This is a genomic window from Streptomyces sp. TSRI0107 (genome assembly GCF_001905845.1).
GTDB lineage: Bacteria > Actinomycetota > Actinomycetes > Streptomycetales > Streptomycetaceae > Streptomyces.
This window is the reverse complement of the sequence record NZ_LIVZ01000001.1, coordinates 443538-466539: the sequence shown is the minus strand read 5'-3', so window position 1 is coordinate 466539 and position 23002 is coordinate 443538. Positions and strand designations below refer to the sequence as shown.

General features: G+C 70.0%; 19 protein-coding genes and 2 tRNA genes. 7 read left to right on the top strand and 14 right to left on the bottom strand.

All coding sequences use genetic code 11. The features are described 5' to 3' along the window. Nucleotides 1–118: 118 nt before the first annotated feature. Nucleotides 119–2743 (bottom strand): valine--tRNA ligase, encoded by a 2625-nt coding sequence (locus tag AMK31_RS02055; RefSeq protein ID WP_073938514.1) that lies wholly within the window; start codon nt 2741–2743, stop codon nt 119–121. After that, entirely contained in the window at nt 2740–4158 is a 1419-nt protein-coding gene (locus tag AMK31_RS02050; RefSeq protein ID WP_073938513.1) for a zinc ribbon domain-containing protein, read from the bottom strand. Before AMK31_RS02050 ends, AMK31_RS02055 begins: the two co-directional genes overlap by 4 nt. A gap of 447 nt (nt 4159–4605) precedes the next feature. Between AMK31_RS02050 and AMK31_RS02045 the strand changes: the two genes are divergently transcribed. Beyond that, entirely contained in the window at nt 4606–5550 is a 945-nt protein-coding gene (locus tag AMK31_RS02045) for a hypothetical protein (protein ID WP_073938512.1), read from the top strand. 80 nt (nt 5551–5630) lie between these two features. On the opposite strand, the gene clpX is transcribed toward AMK31_RS02045, so the two are convergent. The 5 genes from clpX to AMK31_RS02020 form a co-directional block, all read right to left on the bottom strand. Next, the gene (gene clpX / locus AMK31_RS02040; protein WP_073938511.1) at nt 5631–6917 is read right to left on the bottom strand and encodes an ATP-dependent Clp protease ATP-binding subunit ClpX; all 1287 of its coding nucleotides are present in this window, start codon (nt 6915–6917) and stop codon (nt 5631–5633) included. 170 nt (nt 6918–7087) lie between these two features. Beyond that, the gene (locus tag AMK31_RS02035) at nt 7088–7768 is read right to left on the bottom strand and encodes an ATP-dependent Clp protease proteolytic subunit (protein WP_073938510.1); all 681 of its coding nucleotides are present in this window, start codon (nt 7766–7768) and stop codon (nt 7088–7090) included. Between the two features lie 97 nt (nt 7769–7865). Next, nucleotides 7866–8477 carry an ATP-dependent Clp protease proteolytic subunit gene (locus tag AMK31_RS02030; RefSeq protein WP_073938509.1) on the bottom strand — a complete coding sequence of 204 codons (612 nt, stop codon included), beginning with the start codon at nt 8475–8477 and terminating at the stop codon, nt 7866–7868. 261 nt (nt 8478–8738) lie between these two features. Further along, the gene (gene tig, locus AMK31_RS02025) at nt 8739–10133 is read right to left on the bottom strand and encodes a trigger factor (RefSeq protein ID WP_073938508.1); all 1395 of its coding nucleotides are present in this window, start codon (nt 10131–10133) and stop codon (nt 8739–8741) included. A 226-nt stretch (nt 10134–10359) separates the two neighbouring features. Then, nucleotides 10360–10436, bottom strand: a tRNA-Pro gene (locus AMK31_RS02020). A 154-nt stretch (nt 10437–10590) separates the two neighbouring features. Here AMK31_RS02020 and AMK31_RS02015 point away from each other — a divergent pair. Beyond that, nucleotides 10591–10661, top strand: a tRNA-Gly gene (locus tag AMK31_RS02015). A 68-nt stretch (nt 10662–10729) separates the two neighbouring features. On the opposite strand, the gene AMK31_RS02010 is transcribed toward AMK31_RS02015, so the two are convergent. Further along, nucleotides 10730–10924, bottom strand: coding sequence for a hypothetical protein (locus AMK31_RS02010; RefSeq protein ID WP_073938507.1), 195 nt, complete (start codon nt 10922–10924; stop codon nt 10730–10732). A gap of 376 nt (nt 10925–11300) precedes the next feature. Here AMK31_RS02010 and AMK31_RS02005 point away from each other — a divergent pair, with 376 nt between their 5' ends. Further along, complete coding sequence (locus AMK31_RS02005; RefSeq protein WP_079186635.1) at nt 11301–12497, top strand: acyltransferase family protein; 1197 nt, start codon at nt 11301–11303, stop codon at nt 12495–12497. Between the two features lie 17 nt (nt 12498–12514). Here the strand turns inward: AMK31_RS02005 and AMK31_RS02000 are convergent, their stop codons facing one another. Then, nucleotides 12515–12952, bottom strand: a complete 438-nt coding sequence (locus AMK31_RS02000) for an HD domain-containing protein (RefSeq protein WP_073938947.1) — start codon at nt 12950–12952, stop codon at nt 12515–12517. 33 nt (nt 12953–12985) lie between these two features. Continuing rightward, complete coding sequence (locus AMK31_RS01995; protein WP_073938506.1) at nt 12986–14197, bottom strand: PP2C family protein-serine/threonine phosphatase; 1212 nt, start codon at nt 14195–14197, stop codon at nt 12986–12988. Nucleotides 14198–14365: 168 nt separating this feature from the next. Between AMK31_RS01995 and AMK31_RS01985 the strand changes: the two genes are divergently transcribed. Further along, the gene (locus AMK31_RS01985; protein ID WP_073938505.1) at nt 14366–15607 is read left to right on the top strand and encodes a GNAT family N-acetyltransferase; all 1242 of its coding nucleotides are present in this window, start codon (nt 14366–14368) and stop codon (nt 15605–15607) included. Nucleotides 15608–15617: 10 nt separating this feature from the next. Here the strand turns inward: AMK31_RS01985 and AMK31_RS01980 are convergent, their stop codons facing one another. Together AMK31_RS01980 and AMK31_RS01975 are read right to left on the bottom strand one after the other, a co-directional pair. After that, nucleotides 15618–16427 (bottom strand): Fpg/Nei family DNA glycosylase, encoded by an 810-nt coding sequence (locus tag AMK31_RS01980; RefSeq protein ID WP_073938504.1) that lies wholly within the window; start codon nt 16425–16427, stop codon nt 15618–15620. 36 nt (nt 16428–16463) lie between these two features. Then, nucleotides 16464–16952: a ribose-5-phosphate isomerase gene (locus tag AMK31_RS01975; RefSeq protein ID WP_073938503.1), complete on the bottom strand. Its 489-nt coding sequence runs from the start codon at nt 16950–16952 to the stop codon at nt 16464–16466. Nucleotides 16953–17156: 204 nt separating this feature from the next. Here AMK31_RS01975 and AMK31_RS01970 point away from each other — a divergent pair, with 204 nt between their 5' ends. Next, nucleotides 17157–18629 (top strand): amino acid permease, encoded by a 1473-nt coding sequence (locus tag AMK31_RS01970; RefSeq protein ID WP_073938502.1) that lies wholly within the window; start codon nt 17157–17159, stop codon nt 18627–18629. Nucleotides 18630–18692: 63 nt separating this feature from the next. Here AMK31_RS01970 and AMK31_RS01965 read toward each other — a convergent pair whose 3' ends face one another. Beyond that, nucleotides 18693–20153 (bottom strand): protein kinase domain-containing protein, encoded by a 1461-nt coding sequence (locus AMK31_RS01965; protein ID WP_443333937.1) that lies wholly within the window; start codon nt 20151–20153, stop codon nt 18693–18695. A gap of 145 nt (nt 20154–20298) precedes the next feature. Between AMK31_RS01965 and AMK31_RS01960 the strand changes: the two genes are divergently transcribed. Together AMK31_RS01960 and AMK31_RS01955 are read left to right on the top strand one after the other, a co-directional pair. Further along, entirely contained in the window at nt 20299–21018 is a 720-nt protein-coding gene (locus AMK31_RS01960; RefSeq protein ID WP_073938500.1) for a hypothetical protein, read from the top strand. Between the two features lie 62 nt (nt 21019–21080). Beyond that, the gene (locus AMK31_RS01955) at nt 21081–22388 is read left to right on the top strand and encodes an FAD-binding oxidoreductase (RefSeq protein WP_079186633.1); all 1308 of its coding nucleotides are present in this window, start codon (nt 21081–21083) and stop codon (nt 22386–22388) included. Nucleotides 22389–22401: 13 nt separating this feature from the next. Here AMK31_RS01955 and AMK31_RS01950 read toward each other — a convergent pair whose 3' ends face one another. After that, nucleotides 22402–22986, bottom strand: coding sequence for a biotin transporter BioY (locus AMK31_RS01950; protein ID WP_073938499.1), 585 nt, complete (start codon nt 22984–22986; stop codon nt 22402–22404). Between the last annotated feature and the right edge of the window lie 16 nt (nt 22987–23002).

Genomic DNA, 23002 nt, shown 5'->3' with positions numbered 1-23002 from the left:
GCTCGGGGGAGGGTGGGCGCGGCGGCGCCTCGTCGCGCCGAGCCGCGCAACGCCCCTCGGAAAGCGAGAACCCCCGGCACCGAGACGGCACCGGGGGTCTTCACCCGCGTACGGACGCTTACGCCGGCGGCAGCTTCTCCAGCTGCGCGGCGATCCGCGCGATGTCCTCCTCCGCCTTGGCCAGGCGGGTGCGGATCTTCTCCACGACGTGGTCCGGCGCCTTGGACAGGAACGCCTCGTTGCCGAGCTTGCCGGTGGCCTGCGCCTTCTCCTTCTCGGCGGCGGCGAGGTCCTTGGCGAGCCGCTTGCGCTCGGCGGCCACGTCGATCACACCGGACAGGTCCAGCGCGACCTCGACGCCCGCCACCGGCAGGGTCGCCGTCGCCGAGAAGCCGTCGCCCTCCGGCTGGAGACGCAGCAGCTGGCGGATGGCGGCCTCGTGCCGGGCGAGCGCGGTGCCGTCGAGGGCGAGGCGGGCCGGGACCCGCTGGCCGGGCTGGAGGCCCTGGTCGGCGCGGAAGCGGCGGACCTCGGTGATGACGGACTGCAGCGTCTCGATCTCCCGCTCGGCGTCCGCGTCGCGGAAGCCGCTGTCCACCGGCCACTCGGCGATCACGACCGACTCACCACCGGTGAGCGTGGTCCACAGCGTCTCCGTGACGAAGGGGACCACCGGGTGGAGCAGCCGCAGGGTGACGTCCAGGACCTCGCCCAGGACGCGCTTGCTGACCTCGGCCGCCTCGCCGCCCGCCTGGAAGGTGGTCTTGGACAGCTCGACGTACCAGTCGAAGACCTCGTCCCAGGCGAAGTGGAACAGCGCGTCGGACAGCTTCGCGAACTGGTAGTCCTCGTAGTACGCGTCGACCTCGGCCACGACCGAGTTGAGCCGCGACAGGATCCAGCGGTCGGTGGACGACATCTTCGACGCGTCCGGCAGCGGGCCCTGAACCGTCGCGCCGTTCATCAGCGCGAAGCGGGTGGCGTTCCAGATCTTGTTGGCGAAGTTGCGGGAGCCCTGGACCCAGTCCTCGCCGATCGGGACGTCGACACCCGGGTTGGCGCCGCGCGCGAGGGTGAAGCGGAGCGCGTCGGAGCCGTACTTGTCCATCCAGTCCAGCGGGTTGACGACGTTCCCGAAGGACTTCGACATCTTCTTGCCGTTCTGGTCACGGACCATGCCGTGCAGCGCGATGGTGTGGAACGGCGGGGTGCCGTCCATCGCGTAGAGACCGAACATCATCATCCGGGCGACCCAGAAGAAGAGGATGTCGTAGCCGGTGACCAGGACGGAGTTCGGGTAGAACTTCGCGAGGCTCTCGGTCCGCTCGGGCCAGCCGAGCGTGGAGAACGGCCACAGGCCGGAGGAGAACCAGGTGTCGAGGACGTCGGAGTCCTGGTGCCAGCCCTCGCCGCTCGGCGGCTCCTCGTCGGGACCGACGCAGACGACCTCGCCGTCCGGGCCGTACCAGACCGGGATGCGGTGGCCCCACCACAGCTGGCGCGAGATGCACCAGTCGTGCAGGTTGTCCACCCAGTCGAAGTACCGCTTCTCCATCTCCTGCGGGTGGATCTTGACCTTGCCGTCGCGGACGGCGTCGCCGGCGGCCTTGGCCAGCGGGCCGACCTTGACCCACCACTGCATGGACAGGCGCGGCTCGATCGTCGTCTTGCAGCGCGAGCAGTGGCCCACGGAGTGGACGTACGGCCGCTTCTCGGCGACGATCCGGCCCTCGGCGCGCAGCGCGGCGACGATGGCGGAGCGGGCCTCCAGGCGGTCCAGGCCCTGGAAGGGGCCGTGCGCGGTGATCACGGCGTGCTCGTCCATGACGGTGATGGACGGCAGGTCGTGGCGCTGGCCGATCTCGAAGTCGTTCGGGTCGTGGGCCGGGGTCACCTTGACCGCGCCGGTGCCGAACTCCGGGTCGACGTGCGTGTCGGCGACGACCGGGATGGAGCGGTCGGTCAGCGGCAGCTTGATGAGCTTGCCGACGAGGTGCTTGTACCGCTCGTCGTCGGGGTGAACGGCGACGGCCGTGTCACCGAGCATGGTCTCGGCACGGGTGGTGGCGACGACGATGGTCTCGTCACCGTCGCCGTACTTCATCGAGACGAGCTCGCCGTCGTCGTCCTGGTACTCGACCTCGATGTCGGAGATCGCGGTGAGACAGCGGGGGCACCAGTTGATGATGCGCTCGGCGCGGTAGATCAGCTCGTCGTCGTAGAGCCGCTTGAAGATGGTCTGGACGGCCTGGGACAGGCCCTCGTCCATGGTGAAGCGCTCACGCGACCAGGCCACGCCGTCACCGAGGCGGCGCATCTGCCCGGAGATCTGCCCGCCGGACTCGGCCTTCCACTGCCAGACCCGCTCGACGAAGGCCTCGCGGCCGAGGTCGTGCCGGGACTTGCCCTCCTTGGCCAGCTCCCGCTCGACGACGTTCTGCGTGGCGATACCGGCGTGGTCCATGCCGGGCTGCCACAGCGTCTCGTAGCCCTGCATCCGCTTGCGGCGGGTCAGCGCGTCGATGAGCGTGTGCTCGAACGCGTGCCCGAGGTGCAGGCTGCCGGTGACGTTCGGGGGCGGGATGACGACGGTGAACGGCGGCTTGTCGCTCTTCGCGTCCGCCTCGAAGTAACCCCGCTCTACCCAGCGCTCGTACAGCTTCCCCTCTACCTCGGCCGGCGTGTACTGGGTCGGCAGTTCGGTGGTGGTCGCTGGCGGCTGCTGCTGAGTGTTCTCGGTCACGGGCTCAGTTTAGGGGTGTGAACCTCCCCGGCGAAAAATTCGGGGTTTCTGCCTTCTACGACCTTCCCAGAGGCGCGGGCGGAAGCCCTGCCGGTGCCAGATGGGGCAGCGGTACCACTGTCGACGATCACTCTGCTCCTCGCAGGAGCGGCAGCAACACCCGTAGCGGAGGTGTCATCGCTACGGGCGGCCCGGTTCCGGGCACTACTACGTGCTTCGCGCCTTCGTCCCTCACCCGCGCATGCGCGCACACGCTGATGGAAACCATGGCGTTCCCGCTGGCCAGGCGACCAGCCAGGTTGGGCCCGTAGATACTTCACCCGCACGTCAGTGTCGGGTGCCACCGAGGCAAAGGCCCCGTCGTTGACGGCAAGGGTGTGGATGTTCACCCCGCCCACCGCGTCCCGGTGCAGCACCCGGGCACAGTCCTTGTTCACACAGACGTACGCACGTCCCCGAACCTTGCGGCGGCCCAGGCAGAACGGACACGTCTGTGACGAGTTCGCCTCGCTGATGTGCTCAACCGGCACTCCAGTCTTGTAGGCGAGTTGCCGTTCCTGGACTCCGCGCTCCCATTGTGAGAGCTGTTGTCGGGTTGATCGCGATGCGCGGCGCCGCTTCTCCGTGTTCTTCTCGATGCCACGGACATCACCTGCCACCATTCGCACCACCACGCGCTCACCGCCCGAGACCGTGTCCTCGTGTGCCGCCAGCTGCTCGCGGACGAACCTGTTGGCCTTCGCCGTGACCTGATGGTTGAAGTCGCGCAGTCGCCGCTTGGCCCGCGCCCTGACCTTTCGATTCGCCTCGCCCAGCCGACGATGTCGGCGCGAGCCGGGTCGACAACGGGACATTTTTGCCTGCAGTTGAGCCACGGCCTTGTTACGCGCCTGCTTGGCTGCTCTGCCGCGTCGCCCGTTGATGACAAGCACCTCGTAGCCGCCGTCGGGAGCGACAGTGGCCAGCGTCATCGGATTGATGATGCCCTCGTCGACTGCGATCGTCACCAGGCGCGCCTCCGACAGGGAGTATCCGCCTTCGCTGCGGTTGGCCGAAGCATCCGGGAGACTGTCGTCGGTCGAGCGATAGGAGATGTGCAGCGCCCAGCAGCGCGCTGCGACGTCCCAGCAGAGTTTCATCTCCCCCCAGTGGTCTGGAGTGACCAGCCGACCCTGCCTGTCGGTGAATTGCGGTGTTGGCAGCACGAGTCGTTCTCTGGAACGGCCCAGCGAGAGGACCAGGCGTTCGGAGTCTTTCACCTTCCAGCCGAAGCGAGAGGTAAAGACAAGAGGACGGTAGCGCTTTTCCCGCCAAGGGAAGCGCACACCCTTGATCCCTTGAGCCTTGTTGGCCCGTGCCAGGTCGATGGCATCGGCCAGGTCGTAGGCGACAGCCTGCGCCGTGTGCGCGTGCACCGGACGGACATCGGCCGGGAGCGAAGTGACGAACCGGCGAATGTCCTCCCGTCCTGGCGATCTGCCCGCACGCCACTCACCTCGGACCCAGGCGACGGTCCGGTTCCACAACAGTGCGGAAGCATGACACGCCGCGTGCGCTCGCGCGTGATCCGCCCGGCCCAGCCACACGGACACGACGGCGGTGAGGACCCGCGTCCGAGTGCCCCCGACGGCACGATGCCCCACGCGCCCCACCTCCGTACACCAGAACGGTGTTGATACGTACATGCGACGACTCCTCTAACGACCCGCACAGCCATCTGGTCACGGGTCAGAGGTGCACCTGTCACAGGCACGTACGGAAAGCGGGCAGGTTCGTAACGATGCACCCCCGCCCGCCCATGTCGGAGCTCGGTCCGTCAGGATGTTCGGAGCGCATAAACAACGGAGGGATCAGGAACTTCTATGAGCTACAACCAGCCGGGCCCGTACGGCGGGCAGCCCCAGCAGCCCGGACCGTACGGTCAGCCGGGCCCCTACGGCCAGCAGCCGCAGGCACCCCAGCCCGGCTACGGCTACCCCCAGCAGCAGCCCGGCCAGCCGCAGCCCGCCTACGGCTACCCGCAGCAGGCCCCCCAGGGCGTCCCGCCGCAGCAGCCCCCGTACGGCCAGCAGCCCCCCTACGGCCAGGCCCCCTACGGCGCGCCCCAGCCTCCGGCCCCGGCCGGCGGCAAGAAGAAGACGGGCCTCATCATCGGCGCGGTGGCGGTGGTCGCGGCGATCGCGGTGGGTGCGTACTTCGTGATCGGTGGGGGTGGGGGCGGTAACGCTGACGTCGCGGACGACGGGCCGCACAAGCTGACCACTCCGGCGACTGTGCTCGGTGAGTACAAGAAGAGCGAGGGCGCCGACTCGGACGGCGCGATGACGGACGAGGATCTGAAGGACGCCGAGAAGTGGGGCGTGAAGAATCCCAAGGACGTCAACGCGTCGTATGAGGCAGGGGACGAGAGCAACCCGCTGGCGGGCAAGCTGCTGTCGTTCGGCGGCGTATACGGCGAGATCGAGGACCCCGAGAAGGCGGTCGACGGGCTCTTCGCCGCCATGAAGAAGGACGCCGCGGAGGAAGACGTCACCTTCAAGGAGGACCCGAAGCCGTACACCCCCGAGGGATTCGACGGCGCCGTCCTGAAGTGCCAGCAGGCCACGATGAAGAACACCGACGCCACGGCGGGTTCGGGCGAGCCGACCGAGATGAACATGACGTACTGCATCTGGGGCGACTACAGCACGGTCGGCTTCGTGCTGCCCATGGAGTTCGCCGACATCGCGGCCGGCAAGGAGACCGACCCGACGGAGGCGGCCGCACTCACGGCCAAGTTCCGCAAGGAAGTCCGCGTCAAGGCCTGACGCCGCCCGGGCGGCAGCAACGGCGAAGGGGCCCCGGTCGGTTGACCGGGGCCCCTTCCCGTGTGCTCAGGAGCGGAGCGTCACGCCGTCTTCTGCTCCCCCGAACCCCTTCCCCGCGCGTCCCGCGGGATCAGTGTCGGGTTGACGTTGGAGCGGACGACGTCGGCGGTGATGACCACCCGCGCCACGTCCTTCCGTGAAGGCACCTCGTACATCACCGACATCAGGACTTCCTCCATGATGGCGCGCAGGCCGCGGGCGCCGGTCTGGCGGAGGATGGCCTGGTCGGCGATGGCCTCCAGGGCCTCGCGTTCGAAGTCGAGTTCCACGCCGTCGAGTTCGAAGAGGCGCTGGTACTGCTTCACGAGGGCGTTGCGCGGCTCGACGAGGATCTTGAGCAGCGCCTCGCGGTCCAGGTTGTGCACGCTCGTGATCACCGGCAGACGGCCGATGAACTCGGGGATCATGCCGAACTTGACCAGATCCTCCGGCATGACGTCCTCGAACTGGTCCTTGGCCTCCAGCTCCCGCTTGGAGCGGATCGTCGCGCCGAAGCCGATGCCCTTCGCGCCGGCCCGCGACTCGATGATCTTCTCCAGGCCCGCGAAGGCACCGCCCACGATGAACAGCACGTTCGTCGTGTCGATCTGGATGAACTCCTGGTGCGGGTGCTTGCGGCCGCCCTGCGGCGGGACCGAGGCCGTGGTGCCCTCGAGGATCTTCAGCAGGGCCTGCTGGACGCCCTCGCCGGAGACATCGCGCGTGATCGACGGGTTTTCGCTCTTACGGGCTACCTTGTCGATCTCGTCGATGTAGATGATCCCGGTCTCGGCCTTCTTGACGTCGTAGTCCGCCGCCTGGATCAGCTTCAGCAGGATGTTCTCGACGTCCTCGCCGACGTAGCCCGCCTCGGTCAGCGCCGTCGCGTCCGCGATCGCGAACGGGACGTTCAGCATGCGGGCGAGGGTCTGGGCGAGCAGGGTCTTGCCGGAGCCGGTGGGCCCGAGCAGGAGGATGTTGGACTTCGCCAACTCGATCGCGTCGTCACGGCCGTTGCCGCCGCCGTTCTCGCCGGCCTGGACGCGCTTGTAGTGGTTGTACACCGCGACGGAGAGGGCCTTCTTCGCGGCCTCCTGGCCGACGACGTAGCCCTCCAGGAACTCGTAGATCTCGCGCGGCTTGGGGAGTTCCTCCCAGCGGACCTCGCTGGTCTCCGCGAGTTCTTCCTCGATGATCTCGTTGCAGAGATCGATGCACTCGTCGCAGATGTACACACCGGGGCCTGCGATGAGCTTCTTGACCTGCTTCTGGCTCTTGCCGCAGAACGAGCACTTGAGCAGATCGCCGCCGTCACCGATGCGTGCCACGGTGTGCTTCCCCTTCGCCTGGGAGACGCCTGGACGCGATGAGTCCAGCGGCTCCTGGTGCTGCCTTATGTCCGACGGTACCTTGCCGAGCCCCCCGTTCGGGCCCCCCTTGGCGCGGTTCACTTTGACGTGCACTGTGCCAAGGGGCGGCACATCCTACGGTGTCCGGGTCAGCGGACTGCGGCGTTGTTCATCTTGCGGGTCGAGATGATCTGGTCGATCAGGCCGTACTCCAGCGCGTCCTCGGCCGTGAGGATCTTGTCGCGCTCGATGTCCTCGCGGATCTTCTCGATCGGCCGGGTGGAGTGCTTGGCCAGCATCTCCTCCAGCTGCGAGCGCATCCGCAGGATCTCGTTGGCGGCGATCTCCAGGTCGGAGACCTGGCCGCGGCCGGTCTCGCTGTACGGCTGGTGGATCAGGACGCGCGCGTTCGGCAGCGCCATGCGCTTGCCCGGCGTGCCGGCGGCCAGCAGCACGGCCGCGGCGGAGGCCGCCTGGCCCATGCAGACCGTCTGGATGTCGGGCTTGACGAACTGCATCGTGTCGTAGATCGCCGTCAGCGCGGTGAAGGACCCGCCGGGGCTGTTGATGTAGACCGAGATGTCCCGGTCGGGGTCCATCGACTCCAGGCACAGCAGCTGCGCCATGACGTCGTTGGCGGAGGCGTCGTCGATCTGGACGCCGAGGAAGATCACGCGCTCCTCGAAGAGCTTCGCGTACGGGTCGTACTCCCGGATGCCCTGGGAGGTGCGCTCGACGAAGCGCGGGATGACGTAGCGGGACTCGGCCGCCGGGCCGGTGTACTCGGCGCGCACACGGTCGTAGAGGCCGCTGCCGGGGAAGTCGTTCACGGTGTCTCCTGAAAGGGGCTGGGGCGGTGGCTGGGGTGTGTCGGGGGCTCGTCGGGCCTCTGGGGCCGTCGGGGCCGTCTGAGGGCCGCCAGGGCCCTCAGGAGCCCGCCCCGGTGCCGCCGCCGCCCGGCATGCCGGCGGCCGTGGCGATGACGTCGTCGATGAGGCCGTACTCCTTGGCCTCGTAGGCGTCGAACCAGCGGTCGCGGTCCGAGTCCCGGGTGATCTGCTCGACCGACTGGCCGGTGTGCTGCGAGGTGAGCTCGGCCATGCGCTTCTTGGTGTGCAGCAGCCGCTCGGCGTGGATCTTGATGTCCGAGGCCGAGCCGGCCAGGCCGGCGGAGGGCTGGTGGATCAGGATCTCGGCGTTCGGCAGGGCGAAGCGCTTGCCGGGGGTGCCCGCGCTGAGCAGGAACTGGCCCATGGAGGCCGCGAGGCCCATGGCGATCGTCACCACGTCGTTCTTGATGTACTGCATGGTGTCGTAGATCGCCATGCCGGCCGTGATCGAGCCGCCGGGGCTGTTGATGTACAGGAAGATGTCCTTGTCCGGGTCGGCGGCAAGGAGCAACAGCTGCGCGGTGATCTTGTTGGCGATGTCGTCGTCCACCGGCTGGCCGAGGAAGATGATCCGCTCGCCGAGCAGCCGGTTGTAGACCTGGTCGCCGAGGCCACCACCGATGGAAGGCTCGCCGGCGGCGGAGGGCATCAGATTCGTCACGTATCCACCTGCTCGTCTTACGACGGCGCCGGGCCGTCTCACGTGTACTACGTATTCATGGACCCTAACGCCGTGCCCCTTCCGGGGAATCCCGGTAACGGGGGTGTTCGCCGGGGGCGTAGCGCCATATGGGTCTCCGGAGCCGCGCGACGCCCGGTCCGGCGCCCCCGGAGACGCAGGACGGGCCCCGGGCGCGTGCGCGCCCGGGGCCCGTCCTGCGTGATCAGAGGATCAGAGGTGCCGTACGGCTCAGCCCTCGGACTTCTCCTCGGCGGCGGCCTCGGTGGTCTCGGCGGACTCGGTGCCGGCCTCGGCCTCGGTCTCGTCCTCGTCCTCGTCCGACAGGTCGACGATCTCGCCGTTGGTGTCCTTCACCGTGGCGGCCTCGACCACGACGGCCAGGGCCTTGCCGCGGGCGACCTCGCCGACGAGCAGCGGGACCTGGCCCTGCTCGACGACGGCCTGGGCGAACTGGTCGGGGGACATGCCGGAGGAGGCGGCGCGCCGCATGAGGTGCTCGGTGAGCTCCTCCTGGTTGACGTTGAGCTTCTCCTGCTTGACCAGCTCGTCGAGGACGAACTGGGTCTTGATGCCCTTGACCGCGGCCTCGCGGGTCTCGGTCTCGAACTCCTCGGCGGTCTTGCCCTGGAGCTCCAGGTACTTGTCGAGGGTGAGGCCCATCTGGCCGAGCTGGTGGTGCTCGAGGTTGTGCTTGCGGGTGTTGATCTCGTCCTCGAGCAGCTTCTCGGGGACCGGGACCTCGACCAGCTCCAGCAGCTTCTCCAGGACGCGCTCCTGCGCCTGGGTGGCCTGGTCGAACTGCTTCATGTTCTCGAGGCGCTTGCGGCTGTCGGCCTTGAGCTCGTCCAGCGTGTCGAACTCGGAGGCGAGCTGCGCGAACTCGTCGTCCAGCTCGGGCAGTTCGCGCTTGGCGACCTGGGTGACCTTGACGGTGACCTCGGCCTCCTTGCCGGCCGCGGAGCCGCCCTTGAGCTCGGAGGTGAAGGTGGCCTCGCCACCGGCCTCCAGGCCCTTCACGGCGTCGTCGATGCCGTCGAGCAGCTCGCCGGAGCCGATGGTGTAGGAGACGCCGTTGGCGACGCCGTCCTCGAGGACCTTGCCCTCGACCTTGGCCTCCAGGTCGACGGTGACCACGTCGCCGTCCTCGGCGGCGCGCTCGACCGGGCTGGTGGAGGCGAAGCGCTCACGCAGCTGCTCGACCGACTTCTCGATGTCCTCGTCGGTGACCTCGACGGCGTCGACCTCGACCTCGATGCCGGAGTAGTCCGGGATCTCGATGGCCGGGCGGACGTCGACCTCGGCGGTGAAGTTCAGCGTCTCGCCGTCCTTCAGCTCCGTGATGTCGACCTCGGGCTGGCCGAGGACGTTGAGCTCGGCCTCGTTGACCGCCTCCGTGTAGAACTTCGGAAGCGCGTCGTTGACGGCCTCCTCCAGCACGGCGCCACGGCCGAACCGCTGGTCGATGACCCGGGCGGGGATCTTGCCCTTGCGGAAGCCCTTCACCGTGACCTGCTGGTTGATCTTCTTGTACGCCGCGTCGAGGCTGTCCTTGAGCTCCTCGAAGGGCACCTCGACAGTGAGCCGAACCCGGGTCGGGTTCAGGTTCTCCACGGCGCTCTTCACGGTTCGGTCTCCTTGTGGCTGACTTCTCGGGTTCTGCCGGAGCCAGACTGGTCCGGCGGATTTCGCCGCCCGGAGGAGTTCATAGGCCGTAAGGCCGGACACACGGGCGTGCAGCTTGCATAGTAACGGCAGCGGCTACACGGCCCAAAAGGCGATCACGCGTGGTGGCGGGAAGGATCACTCGACACGATCACCGGCGGCGCGTCGCACACGGCGATCGGGTGGCTGGTCGGGGTGGCGGGATTTGAACCCACGGCCTTCCGCTCCCAAAGCGGACGCGCTACCAAGCTGCGCCACACCCCGTCTGGTGCGACACGTAGGGTACATGCCCGCGGACAGCCCGTCCGCCGCATTGCGCGGGACGCGAAGGGCGGGACGGGAAGGAGTGTGCGGCGAGGGGGGCCGACCCGCTACGATGCCTGTCGTGCCGCGGTCGCCCGACCGGCGGCGCCTGTGTGCGGGCGTAGCTCAATGGTAGAGCCCCAGTCTTCCAAACTGGCTACGCGGGTTCGATTCCCGTCGCCCGCTCTCTACGGCTCAGGGCCGGCCGGAGATCATTTCTCCGGCCGGCCCTGACGCGTTTGCGGACCCGGTGATCAGAAGCTGATTGAGTTGATCATTTCCGCTATCGAGTCGAGGAAACGCTGGATGGACGGGGCCATGCCGGTCGAGGCGAGGAAGAAGCCGAAGAGGATCGCCACGATCGCGGGCCCGGCCTTGATCGAGCCTCCGCGCATCATCACCACCAGGATGATCGCCAACAGGAGCACCACTGACAGTGAAATGGCCACAACAGATCACACCCTCGGTCGGTCCGCTCTACCGGCCGGGGGATGCCAGCCCGCACGCCCCCGCCAGAACCATCGTGCCACCAACCGGGCCGCCCTATGCGGCCCGTGACGCAACGTCGGTCACGGCAGTGCCGCGCGGGGACCCGCATCCCGTCCCCAACAGCCGTGCCGGAGCGCGCCAGAGAGTAATTCGACGGCATGTTCGCGACAGGAATTCGACAGGTTGGTTTCCATGTCCACACAACATGCGCACAGACAAATCGAATTGCCTCCAACTGGACATTTTGCCTGCGTAAATCCGGGGTAACCGAGTGCGGAAGCATGAATGACGTGGAGGGTTTTACGCGACCCCGCAGACGACGCTAGGGTGCCTCAGATGTTCCACGCCGCCTCCTCCCGCCGCAGGGCGCCGCTTCCACCGGCACAGTCGCCGGCTTCGGGAGTGCCGAGCCCGCGCTCACCGCAGAGCCCGCAGTCCGGCAAGCAGCGCGACGCGTTCTTCGACAACGCCAAATACCTGGCGATCGTGCTGGTGGCCATCGGTCACGCCTGGGAGCCGCTGAAGGACGACAGCCGCATCCTGGAGGGCGCGTACACGGTCGTGTACACCTTCCACATGCCGGCGTTCATCATCATCTCCGGCTTCTTCTCGCGCAGTTTCGACATGCGCCCCAGCCGGCTGAAGCGGCTGATCACCGGTGTCGCCGTGCCGTACATCGTCTTCGAGACGGCTTATCCGCTCTTCAAGCGGGTGATCGACCACGATCCGGGACAGGAGATCAGCCTTCTCGATCCCTGGTATCTCACCTGGTTCCTGTGCGCGCTGTTCCTGTGGCGGCTCACCACCCCGATCTGGAAGCTGATCCGCTGGCCGCTGCCGATCGCGCTCGGCATCGCGATGGCCGCGTCGGTCGCCCCGGAGATCGGTGACGACCTGGACCTGCAGCGGGTGCTGCAGTTCCTGCCGTACTTCGTGCTCGGTCTGTGCATGAAGCCCGAGCACTTCCAGATGGTGCGCCGCCGCTCGGTGCGGATCCTGTCGGTGCCGGTCTTCGCCGTGGCGATGGCCGTGGGCTGGTGGGCCGTGCCGCGGATGAACACCGCCTGGTTCTACCACCGGGACTCCGCGCAGGAGCTGGGCGTGCCGTGGTGGGTCGGGCCGGTGATGGTGCTGGCCATGTTCGGCTGCTCGCTGGTGCTGACCGCCTGCTTCTTCGCCTGGGTGCCGCGCCGCCACCTGTGGTTCACCGCACTGGGCGCGGGCACGCTGTACGGCTATCTGCTGCACGGCTTCGTGGTGAAGGCCGGCGAGTACCGCGGCTGGTTCGACCACGCCTGGCTGCACCGGCCGCTCGGTGAGATCTTCGTGTCCGTGCTCGCCGCGATCGGCGTGACCCTGCTGTGCACCAAGCCGGTGCAGCGGGTGTTCCGGTTCGCGATGGAGCCGAGGATGGAGTGGGCGTTCAAGCAGGACGCCGCCCAACTCGCCCGGGACCGCCAGAAGAACGAGTCGGGCGGTAACGGGACGAACGGCGGCAAGAGCGACAGCAGGCGCGAAACCGCCCGCGTCTGAGGCGGGTTCGCCCGGCGTCACCCTTCGAGACCGAGAAGTCCGCGCATCCGCGCGTACTTCTCGGTCAGTCGTGTGCGGGTCGGTTCGTCGAGGGCGGCGAGACGGGCCGGGTCCGCGTTGTGGGCCAGGTCCGCCTCCTTCACCAGCAGTGCGCCGGGAGTGGCGAGGATGCGGGCGGCGTACTCCTGCGGGGACTCGCCCGGCCGCTTGGTGACCGCCCGCACGATGTCCTTCGTGCGGTGGCTCAGCGGGGCCTGGTCCAGCCACCGTACGGGCAGCGCGTCGTCCTCCACGGCGTCGTGCAGCCAGGCGGCGGCGATCTGCTCGGCGTCGCCGCCGCGGGCGCGGACGCCCTCCGCGACGGCCTGGAGGTGTTCGGCGTAGGGGCGGCCGGCCTTGTCGGTCTGGCCCTCGTGGGCGGCGCGGGCCAGGGCCTCCACCTCGGCGAGGGGCATGGTGCGCGGGGTCTCGGTCACCCCGCCAGTGTCTCAGCGGACAGCCGCCCGCGCCTGCGCGTGCAGCTGGGCCTGGGCCGTGGCCGTGGGGCCCTCGCGGCAGATCAGCAGCAGGGCCCGGTCGTCGTTGACGTCCTTGGCGACGGCCTCGATGAGGTGCCAGGCGGCGCCCTGGAAGCCGCCGGCGACATAGCGGTCGGCCTCGCCGGTGAGGCGGTCGATGCCCTCGACGATGTCGCGGTCGGAGGTCTCCACGAGTCCGTCCGTGAACAGCATCAACACGTCTCCGGGCCGCAGCGAGCCCTTCACCGGGTCGAACTGGGCGCCCTCGTACACACCGAGGAGCGGGCCCTCGGCCGCCTTCTCCTCCCAGCGGCCGCTGCCCGCGCTCAGCTGGAGCCCCGGCGGATGGCCCGCGGAGTACAGCTCGTAGTCGCCCGAGTCCAGGTCCAGGACGAGGTGGATGGAGGTCGCGAAGCCCTCGTCCCAGTCCTGCCGGAGCAGATAGCCGTTGGCGGCCGGGAGGAAGGCGTGCGGCGGCAGGGAGCCGAGCAGGCCGCTGAAGGCGCCGGCCAGGAGCAGGGCGCGGGAGGCCGCGTCCATGCCCTTGCCGGAGACGTCGGTGAGGACGACCTCCAGGGTGCGGCCGCCGCCCGTGCGGGCCGCGACCACGAAGTCGCCGGAGAAGGACTGGCCGCCGGCCGGGCGCAGCGCCATCTCGCGGTGCCAGCCGGCCGGCAGCTTGGGCAGCCGGCTCTGGGTGCGGATGCGTTCGCGCAGGTCGAACAGCATGGTCCCGCCGCGCCGCCAGGGCACGCCGACCCGGCTGCGGAACTGGGCGATGAGCAGCCCGAAGAACCCGCAGGCGGCGACCACCAGCACCACGCCCGGGGTGACCCGGGAGGGGCCCTCGGTGTACGGGCCCAGCTGGATGGACTCCACGATCAGCGCGGTCGCGGCGGCGGCGTACAGGCCGAGCAGGCTCGCCGGGCGCAGCAGCAGGCCGCCCGCGACGATCGGCAGGACCAGCGCGGCCGGGGAGCACCACACCGGGTTGGCCAGTGTGGTGACCGCGATCAGCGGAACGGTGAGCAGCAGTCCGGCGAGGGCGACCCAGTCGGAGCCGTCGCCGCGGAAGTAGTCGACGGCGCTTCTGCGCAGGCCGACGCGGACCCGGTGCCACTGCATCTTCCACCGGGCCGGGAACGTCTCGGCCGCCGCGCGCCGCTCTCGTCCTGCTGCCATCAGTTCGGGACCCTATCCATCGGACCAGTCGCTTGGCACGGGAGGTCCCACTTGTCCCCCGTCCGAGGCTCGACTTCACAGTGAACTTCACGGAAAGCCGCCGTGCCGCCACCTGCCGGAAATTCCCTGGCTCGCCCCTGCTTGCCCTGGTAGGCATGGACCATGGCGATGGCGAGTGACGGTTCGGGCGGGCCTCGCGTCCTGCGGCCGGACGACTGGGACGTGTGGTACGACACCCTGCTGCGCGCGTTCGGCGGGGTGCCGGAGGCGGCCGAGGAACGGGAACTGTGGCGTGCGCTCACCGAGTTCGACCGTTCCCTGGGTGTCTGGGACGGCGACGCGTGTGTGGGCACCGCGGGGGCGTTCACGTTCCGGCTGACCGTGCCCGGCGGGGCGTCGGTGCCCGCGGCGGGCGTCACCATGGTCGGTGTGGCGGGCACGCACCGGCGGCGCGGGGTGCTGACCTCGATGATGCGCCGGCAGCTGGACGACGTCCGCTCCTGGGGTGAGCCGCTGGCGGTGCTGACCGCCTCCGAGCCGGCCATCTACGGCCGGTTCGGGTACGGCGTGGCGACGTACGCGCTCGGCGCGGAGATCGACACGGCCCGGGTGCGGTTGTCGGTGCCGGCCGGGACCGATGACGTACGGCTGCGGTTCGCGGCGCCCGGCGAGGTGCTCGGCGCGTGCGAGGCGGTCTACGCCGGGCTGGTGCCCGGGCGGCCCGGCATGCTGGCGCGGCGGCCGGGCTGGGAGCGGGTGGGCCTGCTGGACCCGGAGAGCGAGCGGGACGGGGCGTCGCCGCTGCTGTGCGTGGTCGCCGAGCGGGACGGCCGGACCGTGGGGTACGCGCGGTACCGGGTGCGGATCGGCTGGGGCGAGAGCGGCCACGACGGCACGGTGGTCCTGGAGGACACGGCGGCGCTGGATCCGGCGGCGGACGCGGCGCTGTGGCGGTTCCTGTTCGGGATCGACCTGACGTCCACGCTGGTCGTGCGGGGGCGGCCGCTCGACGACGCCTGGCAGTACCTGGTGTCGGACATCCGGCGGTGCCGGCCGCGGCGGCGGGACTCGCTGTATCTGCGGCCGGTGGAGGTGGGCGCCGCTCTGGAGGCGCGGACGTATCAGGCGCCGGTGGACGTGGTGCTCGACGTGACGGACGACTTCTGCCCGTGGAACACGGGCCGCTGGCGGCTGAGCGGTGACGCCAAGGGCGCGTCGTGCGAGCGTACGACGGACGCGGCGGACCTGGCGCTGTCCGTGCGGGAGTTGGGGTCGGCGTATCTCGGCGGGGTGGGTCTGGCGGCGCTGGGCGCGGCCGGCCGGGTGCGGGAGCTGCGGGCCGGGGCGCTGGCGGAGGCGTCGGTGGCGTTCGGTTCCGCGGTGGCGCCCTGGCTGCCGCACGGGTTCTGAGCCGGCCGGGTCAGGCGCGCTGGCAGGCGGGGCACCAGAAGAGGTTGCGGGCGGCGAGACCGGCGGTGCGGATCTCGCCGCCACAGATGTGGCAGGGCAGGTTCGCCCGGCGATAGACGTAGACCTCGCCGCCGTGGTCGTCGACGCGCGGCGGGCGGCCCATGGCCTCCGGCATGTGCTCGGGGCGGACGGTGTCGATGCGGTTGTTGCGCACGCCCTCGCGCATCAGCTCGACGAGGTCGGCCCAGATCGCCCGCCACTCGGCGGGTGTGACGTCCTTGCCCGCCCGGTAGGGGTCGATGCCGTGCCGGAAGAGCACCTCGGCGCGGTAGACGTTGCCGACTCCGGCGATGACCTTCTGGTCCATCAGCAGGGCGGCGATCGTCGTGCGGCTGCGGGAGATCCGCCGGTACACGGCGTCCGGGTCGGCGTCGTCGCGGAGCGGGTCGGGGCCCAGCCGGTCGTGTATCGCCCGCTTCTCGTCGGGGGTGATGAGCGCGCAGGCGGTCGGCCCGCGCAGGTCGGCGTAGGAGGTGTCGTCGGCGAGGCGCAGGCGGACGGTGTCGGTGGGCGGCGGGGCGGGGGCGTCGCCGAAGGTGACCTTGCCGAACAGGCCCAGGTGGATGTGGACCCAGTCGGTGTCACGGAAGCGCAGGAACAGGTGTTTGCCGTGGGCCTCGGTGGCGGTGAGGACCGACTTGTCCAGGAGGTCGGCGGCGTCCGAGAACTTGCCCTGGGGGCTGGTCACCCGGGGGGCCGTGCCGGAGAAGCGGGCGGCGTAGTCGGACGCCAGCCGGTGAATCGTGTGCCCCTCTGGCACGGTGCCTGTTTCCTTCCAGCCCCCCGGGGGGCAGCGTCAGTCCTGCTGCGGGTGGTGCGCCGGGATCGGCGGCAGGTCGCCCGTCGTCTCGTAATCCGCCAGCATGTCGATACGGCGGATGTGACGCTCGTCACCGGAGAAGGGGGTGCCCAGGAAGACCTCGACGAACTTGGTCGCCTCCTCCTGGGTGTGCATGCGCGCGCCCACGGCCACCACGTTCGCGTTGTTGTGCTGGCGGCCCAGCGCCGCGGTCTCCTCGCTCCAGGCGAGCGCGGCCCGGACGCCCTTGACCTTGTTGGCCGCGATCTGCTCGCCGTTGCCGGAGCCGCCGATCACGATGCCGAGGGCGTCGGCGTCGGCGGCGGTGCGCTCGGCGGCGCGGAGGCAGAAGGGCGGGTAGTCGTCCTGGGCGTCGTAGATGTGCGGGCCGCAGTCGACGGGCTCGTGCCCCGCCGCCTTGAGCCATTCGACGAGGTGGTTCTTGAGTTCGAAGCCGGCATGGTCCGAGCCGAGATACACGCGCATGGGATGAGTGTGACATGCGTGTTGCGGGTCGGCAGGCCCGGGTGTGGCGCCGAGAAATGTGAGCCCCGCCACGAAACCTCAGGAAAACCTCAAGTAACGATCCGGAATCAAAGGTTCAAGAATTCCTTCGCCTCGGATTCACTGGTCCGACTCGTACGCCGCTCGTACGGGAATCTGATCATCCGGCGCAAAGGAATCCGTCCCATGACTTCGCAGCCGACCCTGACGAAGGCCGAAAACGGCCACGAAGGCCCCGGAGGACCCGGCGATCCCGGTTCCGGTGGCGGGCTTCACGCAGGGCTCAAGAACCGCCATCTGTCCATGATCGCCATCGGCGGCGTCATCGGCGCCGGACTCTTCGTGGGGTCCTCCTCCGGTATCGCCACCGCCGGTCCGGGCATCCTCCTGTCGTACGCGCTCGTCGGCACGCTCGTGGTGCTGGTGATGCGCATGCTCGGCGAGATGTCGGCCGCCAACCCGACCTCCGGCTCGTTCTCCGCGCACGCCGACCGCGCCCTCGGCCGCTGGGCCGGGTTCTCCATCGGCTGGCTCTACTGGTTCTTCTGGGTCGTGGTGCTCGCGGTCGAGGCGACCGCCGGTGCCGTGATCCTGGAGGGCTGGATCCCCTCCGTACCGCAGTGGGCCTGGGCCCTCATCGTGATGGTGGTGCTGACCGGCACCAACCTGGTCTCCGTCGGCTCCTACGGCGAGTTCGAGTTCTGGTTCGCCGGCATCAAGGTCGTCGCCATCGCCGCGTTCATCGTGGTCGGCGGTCTCGCCGTCTTCGGGGTGCTGCCCGGCGTCGACAGCGAGCAGGCCGGACTGTCCAACCTCACCGAGCACGGCGGCTTCCTGCCCAACGGGCCGGGAGCGATCCTGACCGGTGTCCTGCTGGTCGTCTTCTCCTTCATGGGCAGCGAGATCGCCACCCTCGCGGCCGGTGAGTCCGAGGACCCGCAGCGGGCCGTCACCAAGTCCACCAACAGCATCATCTGGCGTATCGGCGTCTTCTACCTGGGCTCGATCCTCGTCGTCGTCTCGCTGCTGCCCTGGGACTCCAAGGCCATCGCGGACAAGGGCTCCTACGTGGCCGCCCTCGACTCGCTCGGCATCGCGCACGCCGGTCAGATCATGAACTTCATCGTGCTGACCTCGGTGCTGTCCTGTCTCAACTCGGGCCTGTACACGGCCTCCCGGATGGCCTTCTCGCTCGGCCAGCGCGGTGACGCGCCGAAGGCGTTCGCGAAGACCACGAGCCGCGGTGTGCCGCGGACCGCGATCCTGGTGTCCGTCGTCTTCGGGTTCGTGGCGGTGTTCTTCAACTACAAGTTCCCGGACTCCGTCTTCCTCTTCCTGGTCAACTCCAGCGGTGCGGTCGCGCTGTTCGTCTGGCTCGTCATCTGCTTCTCGCAGCTGCGCATGCGGAAGATCATCCAGGCCGAGGCGCCGGAGAAGCTGGTCGTGAAGATGTGGCTGTACCCGTACCTGACCTGGGCGGCCGCCGCGCTGATCGTCTTCGTCCTCGGCTACATGCTCACCGACACCGAGCACGACGGACGCAAGACCGTGCTGCTGTCGCTGCTGGTGGCGGCCGTGGTGCTGGCCATCGCCTTCGTCCGGCAGAAGCTCGGCGCCGGCGAGGAGCGGCGGGAGCAGGAGGCGGTCACGGCCGACTGACCTCCGGTCGCCCGACACTTCCGGGGCCCCGCGGCCGCAAGGCCGCGGGGCCCCTCGCGTGTCTCACAGCACCGTGAAGCCCTGCTTCACGTCGTCGTAGACCCGCAGCGCCGCCGCCTCCGTGCGCGGCCGGTACCAGGTGTTGATCTGGTACGACTTCCCCTTCGCGGTGAAGCCGAGCAGCCGGGCGTGCCAGTCGACGCCGCCGAGGGTGAAGGCGTACTCCCAGACCACCGCCGGATGGCCGCGGAACTCCGTCTCCTCCAGCCGGATCTTGCGGTAGTCGCGCCCTTGGTGGGCGTTCTGTTCGGAGGTGCGCCACGTCTCCATCAGGTCGCCGCGGGCCAGGGCGGACTTGGCGACGAGTTCCTGGGTGCCGTCCGGAGAGGTGTAGTGGATCTCGGCCGCCGTCTTCACGTCCCGGCGCCAGCCCTCCGGAGGTGCCCAGGCGAATCCGCCCGCCTCCCTGCGGGCGCCCGGCGGGAGGCCCGGCGGCCGGGAGGTTCCCTCGACCGTGGGGTGCGCGCCGGTGGCCGGCGACCCGGCCGCCCGGTCGTCGCCGGGGTCCGGGGTGCCGGAGGTGGCGGTGAGGACGATCGCGGTCAGGGCGGCGGCGGTGAGGACGCCGGCCGCGGCCAGGAACACCTGGAGACGGGGGCGGCCTGTCGCGGGCCGCGGGTCCGGGGGGCGGATGAGGACCGGGGTCGGTTCGAGGGTCGGCGTCGGCGCGGGGAAGGCGACGGGGTGCAGGGCCGCCTCCACGGCCGCCGGATCGGGGCGGGCCGCCGGGTCCTTGGCGAGGAGGGCGGACAGCACGTCGGACAGCGGGCCCGCGGAGTGCGGCAGCCGCGGTTCCTCGTAGAGGACGGCGTGCAGGGTGGCGAGGGTGGTGTCGCGGGAGAACGGGGAGTGCCCGGCGAGGGCCGCGCAGAGGGTGGCGCCGAGGGACCACAGGTCGGACGGCGGGCCCTGGGGGCGGCCCGACACCCGCTCGGGGGCCATGTAGTCGGGTGAGCCGACCAGCATGCCGACCATGGTGAGCGCCTTGGCGTCCTGGATGGCGGCGATGCCGAAGTCGGTGAGCACGACGCGTCGGCCGTCCGGTCCGGCCAGCACGTTGCCCGGTTTGATGTCCCGGTGCAGGACGCCCCGGGCGTGCACCTCGCGCAGGGCGGCGACCAGACCGAGACCGATGCGGGCGGTCTCGCGCGGGCTGAGCGGGCCCTGCTCGGTCATGATCTGCTCCAGGGAGCGGCCGGGGATCAACTCCATGACGATCCACAGGCGTTCGCCCTCGTCGACCACGTCGTAGACGCGTACGACGTTGGGGTGGTCGAGGCGGGCGGTGGCCCGTGCCTCGCGCAGGACGCGTTCGCGGCGGGTGCGGGCGTCCTCCGCGTCGAGACCGTCTATCCGCATCTCCTTGACGGCGACTTCCCGGTCGAGTATTTCGTCGGCGGCTCGCCACACCCGCCCCATTCCTCCCTGGCCTATGCTTTCGACCAGCCGATAGCGCTCCGCCACCAACAGCCCCGAAGATCCCGGCAATTCGCTGCACCCCCATAATGGCCCCACTTCGCGCCGTACCAGCATAGTGGGGCGAAATCTTGTGGTACCTCTTCAAGTGCTGCGAATTCAGGCGCAGCCAAGGGGGACGAGGGGGACGGACATGAGTTCTCGCCGTAGGGCGGCCATCGCGGGATCGCTGGTCGCGGCATCTTTCTCGGCGGTGGTGATCCTTTCCACCGCCGCCGGCGCGAAGGACGAGGGACCTGGCAGCAGCGAAGGGGGAAAGGCCGTCGAACAGGCTCCGGCGGGCGTCGAACTGACGACGCTGCTGCCCGAGCGGATCTCCGTCGACAACAGTTCGAAAAAGACGGCGATCACCGCGACGGTAAAGAACGGAGGAACCAAGGAAAGCGGCGACATCCGGCTCTTGGTCGTCGGATTCGACGGACTTCGGATCAATGAAGTGAAGGGCTGCACGGAGATTCCGGAGACGGATCTGCCGGAGGGTTCGAACAGCGGTTACAGCTGCGCCGTCGGCGCACTCGGTGCCGGGAAGTCACGGTCGTACGACGTCGACGCCACCTACGACCTCGGCAAGGAGGGGAAGATCTGCCTGCCGGTGCAGTCCGCCGACGGGGGCACCACGTTCTGGCAGCAGGGCCCGGTGCCCTTCGGCACGGTGAACCCGTCGCCGGACGCCCCGGCCACTCCCCTGCTGCTCGGCACCGACAACCAGCCGGTGGCGCCGGGCGGCGACGAACTGCCGAGGACCGGCGTCGCACGGGAGGCGCTGGTACCGCTGGGCGCGGCAGGGGCGGCGCTGGTCGCGGCAGGCGCGGCCGGGGTGTGGTGGACCCGGCGGCGGCCGACCGGGAGTTGATTCCGGAGCGGACTGGGAAAACCTGACGGCGCTTGTCAGGTTATGGCGCCATCCTCGCCGCCATGAGCCTCCCGAACAGCACCGCAGATCTGCTCGTCCTCCGCCCCGGTGACGCCGGTTACGCGGAGGAGACCGCCGGTTTCCAGACCGGGTTCGTACGGCGGCCCGCCGTCGTCGTCGGCGCTTCCTCGGCCGGGGACGTGGCGGCCGCCGTGCGGTACGCGGCCGAGCGGGACCTGCCGCTCGCCGTCCAGGCGACCGGCCACGGCGTGCCCGGCACCGTCGAGGACGGGGTCCTCGTCACCACGCGGCGCATGGACCGCGTCACCGTCGACCCGGTCGCCCGCACGGCCCGCGTGCAGGCGGGCGTCCGCTGGGGCGAGGTGGTGGCGGCCGCCGCCCGCCACGGGCTGGCGCCGCTGAACGGCTCGGCGCCGTCCGTCGGGGCCGTCGGCTACACCCTGGGCGGCGGACTCGGCATCCTCGCCCGGGAGTTCGGCTACGCCGCCGACCACGTCCGCTCCCTCGACGTCGTCACCGCCGACGGGCGGCTGCACCGCGGGCTGACCCGGGACTCGGAGCTGTACTGGGGGCTGCTGGGCGGCGGGCACGGGCTCGGGGTCGTCACCGGTCTTGAGACCGGGCTGGTCCCGGTGGCCCGGCTGTACGGCGGTTCGCTCGCCTTCGACGGGCGGCGCGTGGATCCGGCGGCCGTGCTGGCGGCGTACGAGGCGTGGACGCGGACCGTGCCGGACGAACTGACGTCGTCCTTCGCGGCCGTGCCGTATCCGGACATCCCCGCGCTGCCGCCGCATCTGCGAGGCCGGTACGTGGTGTCCGTACGGGTCGCGTACACCGGCGCGGACGGGGAGCGGCTGGTGGCGCCGCTGCGGGAGATCGGGCCGGTACTGGCCGACTCGCTGCGGGAGATGCCGTACGCCGAGAGCCACACCATCCACAGCGACCCGGACTTCCCGCACGCCTACTACGGCGACAGCGCGGTGCTGGGCTCGCTGGACGTGGCGCGGGCGGGCCGGGTACTGCGGAGCACCGGGCCGGACGCGGAGGCCATGGTGGTCGTACAGGTCAACCATCTGGGCGGGGCGCTGGCGCGCAGCGCGCCGAACGCGGTGCCGTTCCGCGAGGGGCGGTTCCTGGTGCGGCTGCTGACGACGGGCGACCGGGAGCGGGCCCGCGCGCTGCTGGACCCGGCGTTCGCGCTGCTCGCGCCGGACACCCTGGGACGGGCCGTCAACTTCGCCTTCGGGGCCGGGGACCGGACCGAGGGGCTGTACGACGCCGGGACGCGGAAGAGGCTCGCCGGGCTGAAGTCGCTTCACGACCCGGCGAACCTCTTCCGTACCGCCTGAGAGAACCTCGCGGTCAGCGCTTGTCGACGAGCTTCCAGGCGGTGGGCAGCACGCCCATCGCCAGGGCCGCCTTCAGGGCGTCGCCGATCAGGAACGGGGTGAGGCCGGCCGCGATCGCGGCGGAGGCGGACATGTCCGCCGCCAGTGCCAGGTAGGGCACGCCGACCGCGTAGATGATCGCCTCGCCGAGCAGCATCGCGCCGGCCGTGCGCCACGGGGAGCGGTCGGCGCCGCGGCGGGCGAGGGCGCCGACGGCGAGCGCGGCGAGCATCATGCCGACGATGTAGCCGAAGGAGGGCATGACGCCGGAGGAGCCGCCGGCGAACCACGGCACACCGGCGAGCCCGGCCAGGGCGTACAGGGCGAGGGAGAGGAAGCCGCGGCCGGCGCCGAGGGCGGTGCCGACGAGCAGCGCGGCGAAGGTCTGGCCGGTCACCGGCACCGGGGAGCCGGGCACGGGCACGGAGATCTGGGCCGCGAGGCCGGTGAGCAGGGCGCCGCCGGCCACGAGGGCGATGTCGCGGACGCGGGAGGCCGGGAGGAGGTCGGCGAGGACCTGCCCCGGGCGGGCGGGGGACGTGGCGGTGGCGGTGCTCATGGGGACTCCGCGGATG

Coding starts and splice junctions, on each gene's coding strand:
- AMK31_RS02045 (WP_073938512.1), top strand. CDS start 4,606: ATGAGCTACAACCAGCCGGGCCCGTACGGCGGGCAGCCCCAGCAGCCC.
- AMK31_RS01995 (WP_073938506.1), bottom strand. CDS start 14,197: ATGGCAGCAGGACGAGAGCGGCGCGCGGCGGCCGAGACGTTCCCGGCC.
- AMK31_RS01950 (WP_073938499.1), bottom strand. CDS start 22,986: ATGAGCACCGCCACCGCCACGTCCCCCGCCCGCCCGGGGCAGGTCCTC.
- AMK31_RS01985 (WP_073938505.1), top strand. CDS start 14,366: ATGGCGAGTGACGGTTCGGGCGGGCCTCGCGTCCTGCGGCCGGACGAC.
- AMK31_RS01970 (WP_073938502.1), top strand. CDS start 17,157: ATGACTTCGCAGCCGACCCTGACGAAGGCCGAAAACGGCCACGAAGGC.
- AMK31_RS01975 (WP_073938503.1), bottom strand. CDS start 16,952: ATGCGCGTGTATCTCGGCTCGGACCATGCCGGCTTCGAACTCAAGAAC.
- AMK31_RS02030 (WP_073938509.1), bottom strand. CDS start 8,477: ATGCCCTCCGCCGCCGGCGAGCCTTCCATCGGTGGTGGCCTCGGCGAC.
- AMK31_RS01960 (WP_073938500.1), top strand. CDS start 20,299: ATGAGTTCTCGCCGTAGGGCGGCCATCGCGGGATCGCTGGTCGCGGCA.
- AMK31_RS02000 (WP_073938947.1), bottom strand. CDS start 12,952: ATGCCCCTCGCCGAGGTGGAGGCCCTGGCCCGCGCCGCCCACGAGGGC.
- AMK31_RS01955 (WP_079186633.1), top strand. CDS start 21,081: ATGAGCCTCCCGAACAGCACCGCAGATCTGCTCGTCCTCCGCCCCGGT.
- AMK31_RS02005 (WP_079186635.1), top strand. CDS start 11,301: ATGTTCCACGCCGCCTCCTCCCGCCGCAGGGCGCCGCTTCCACCGGCA.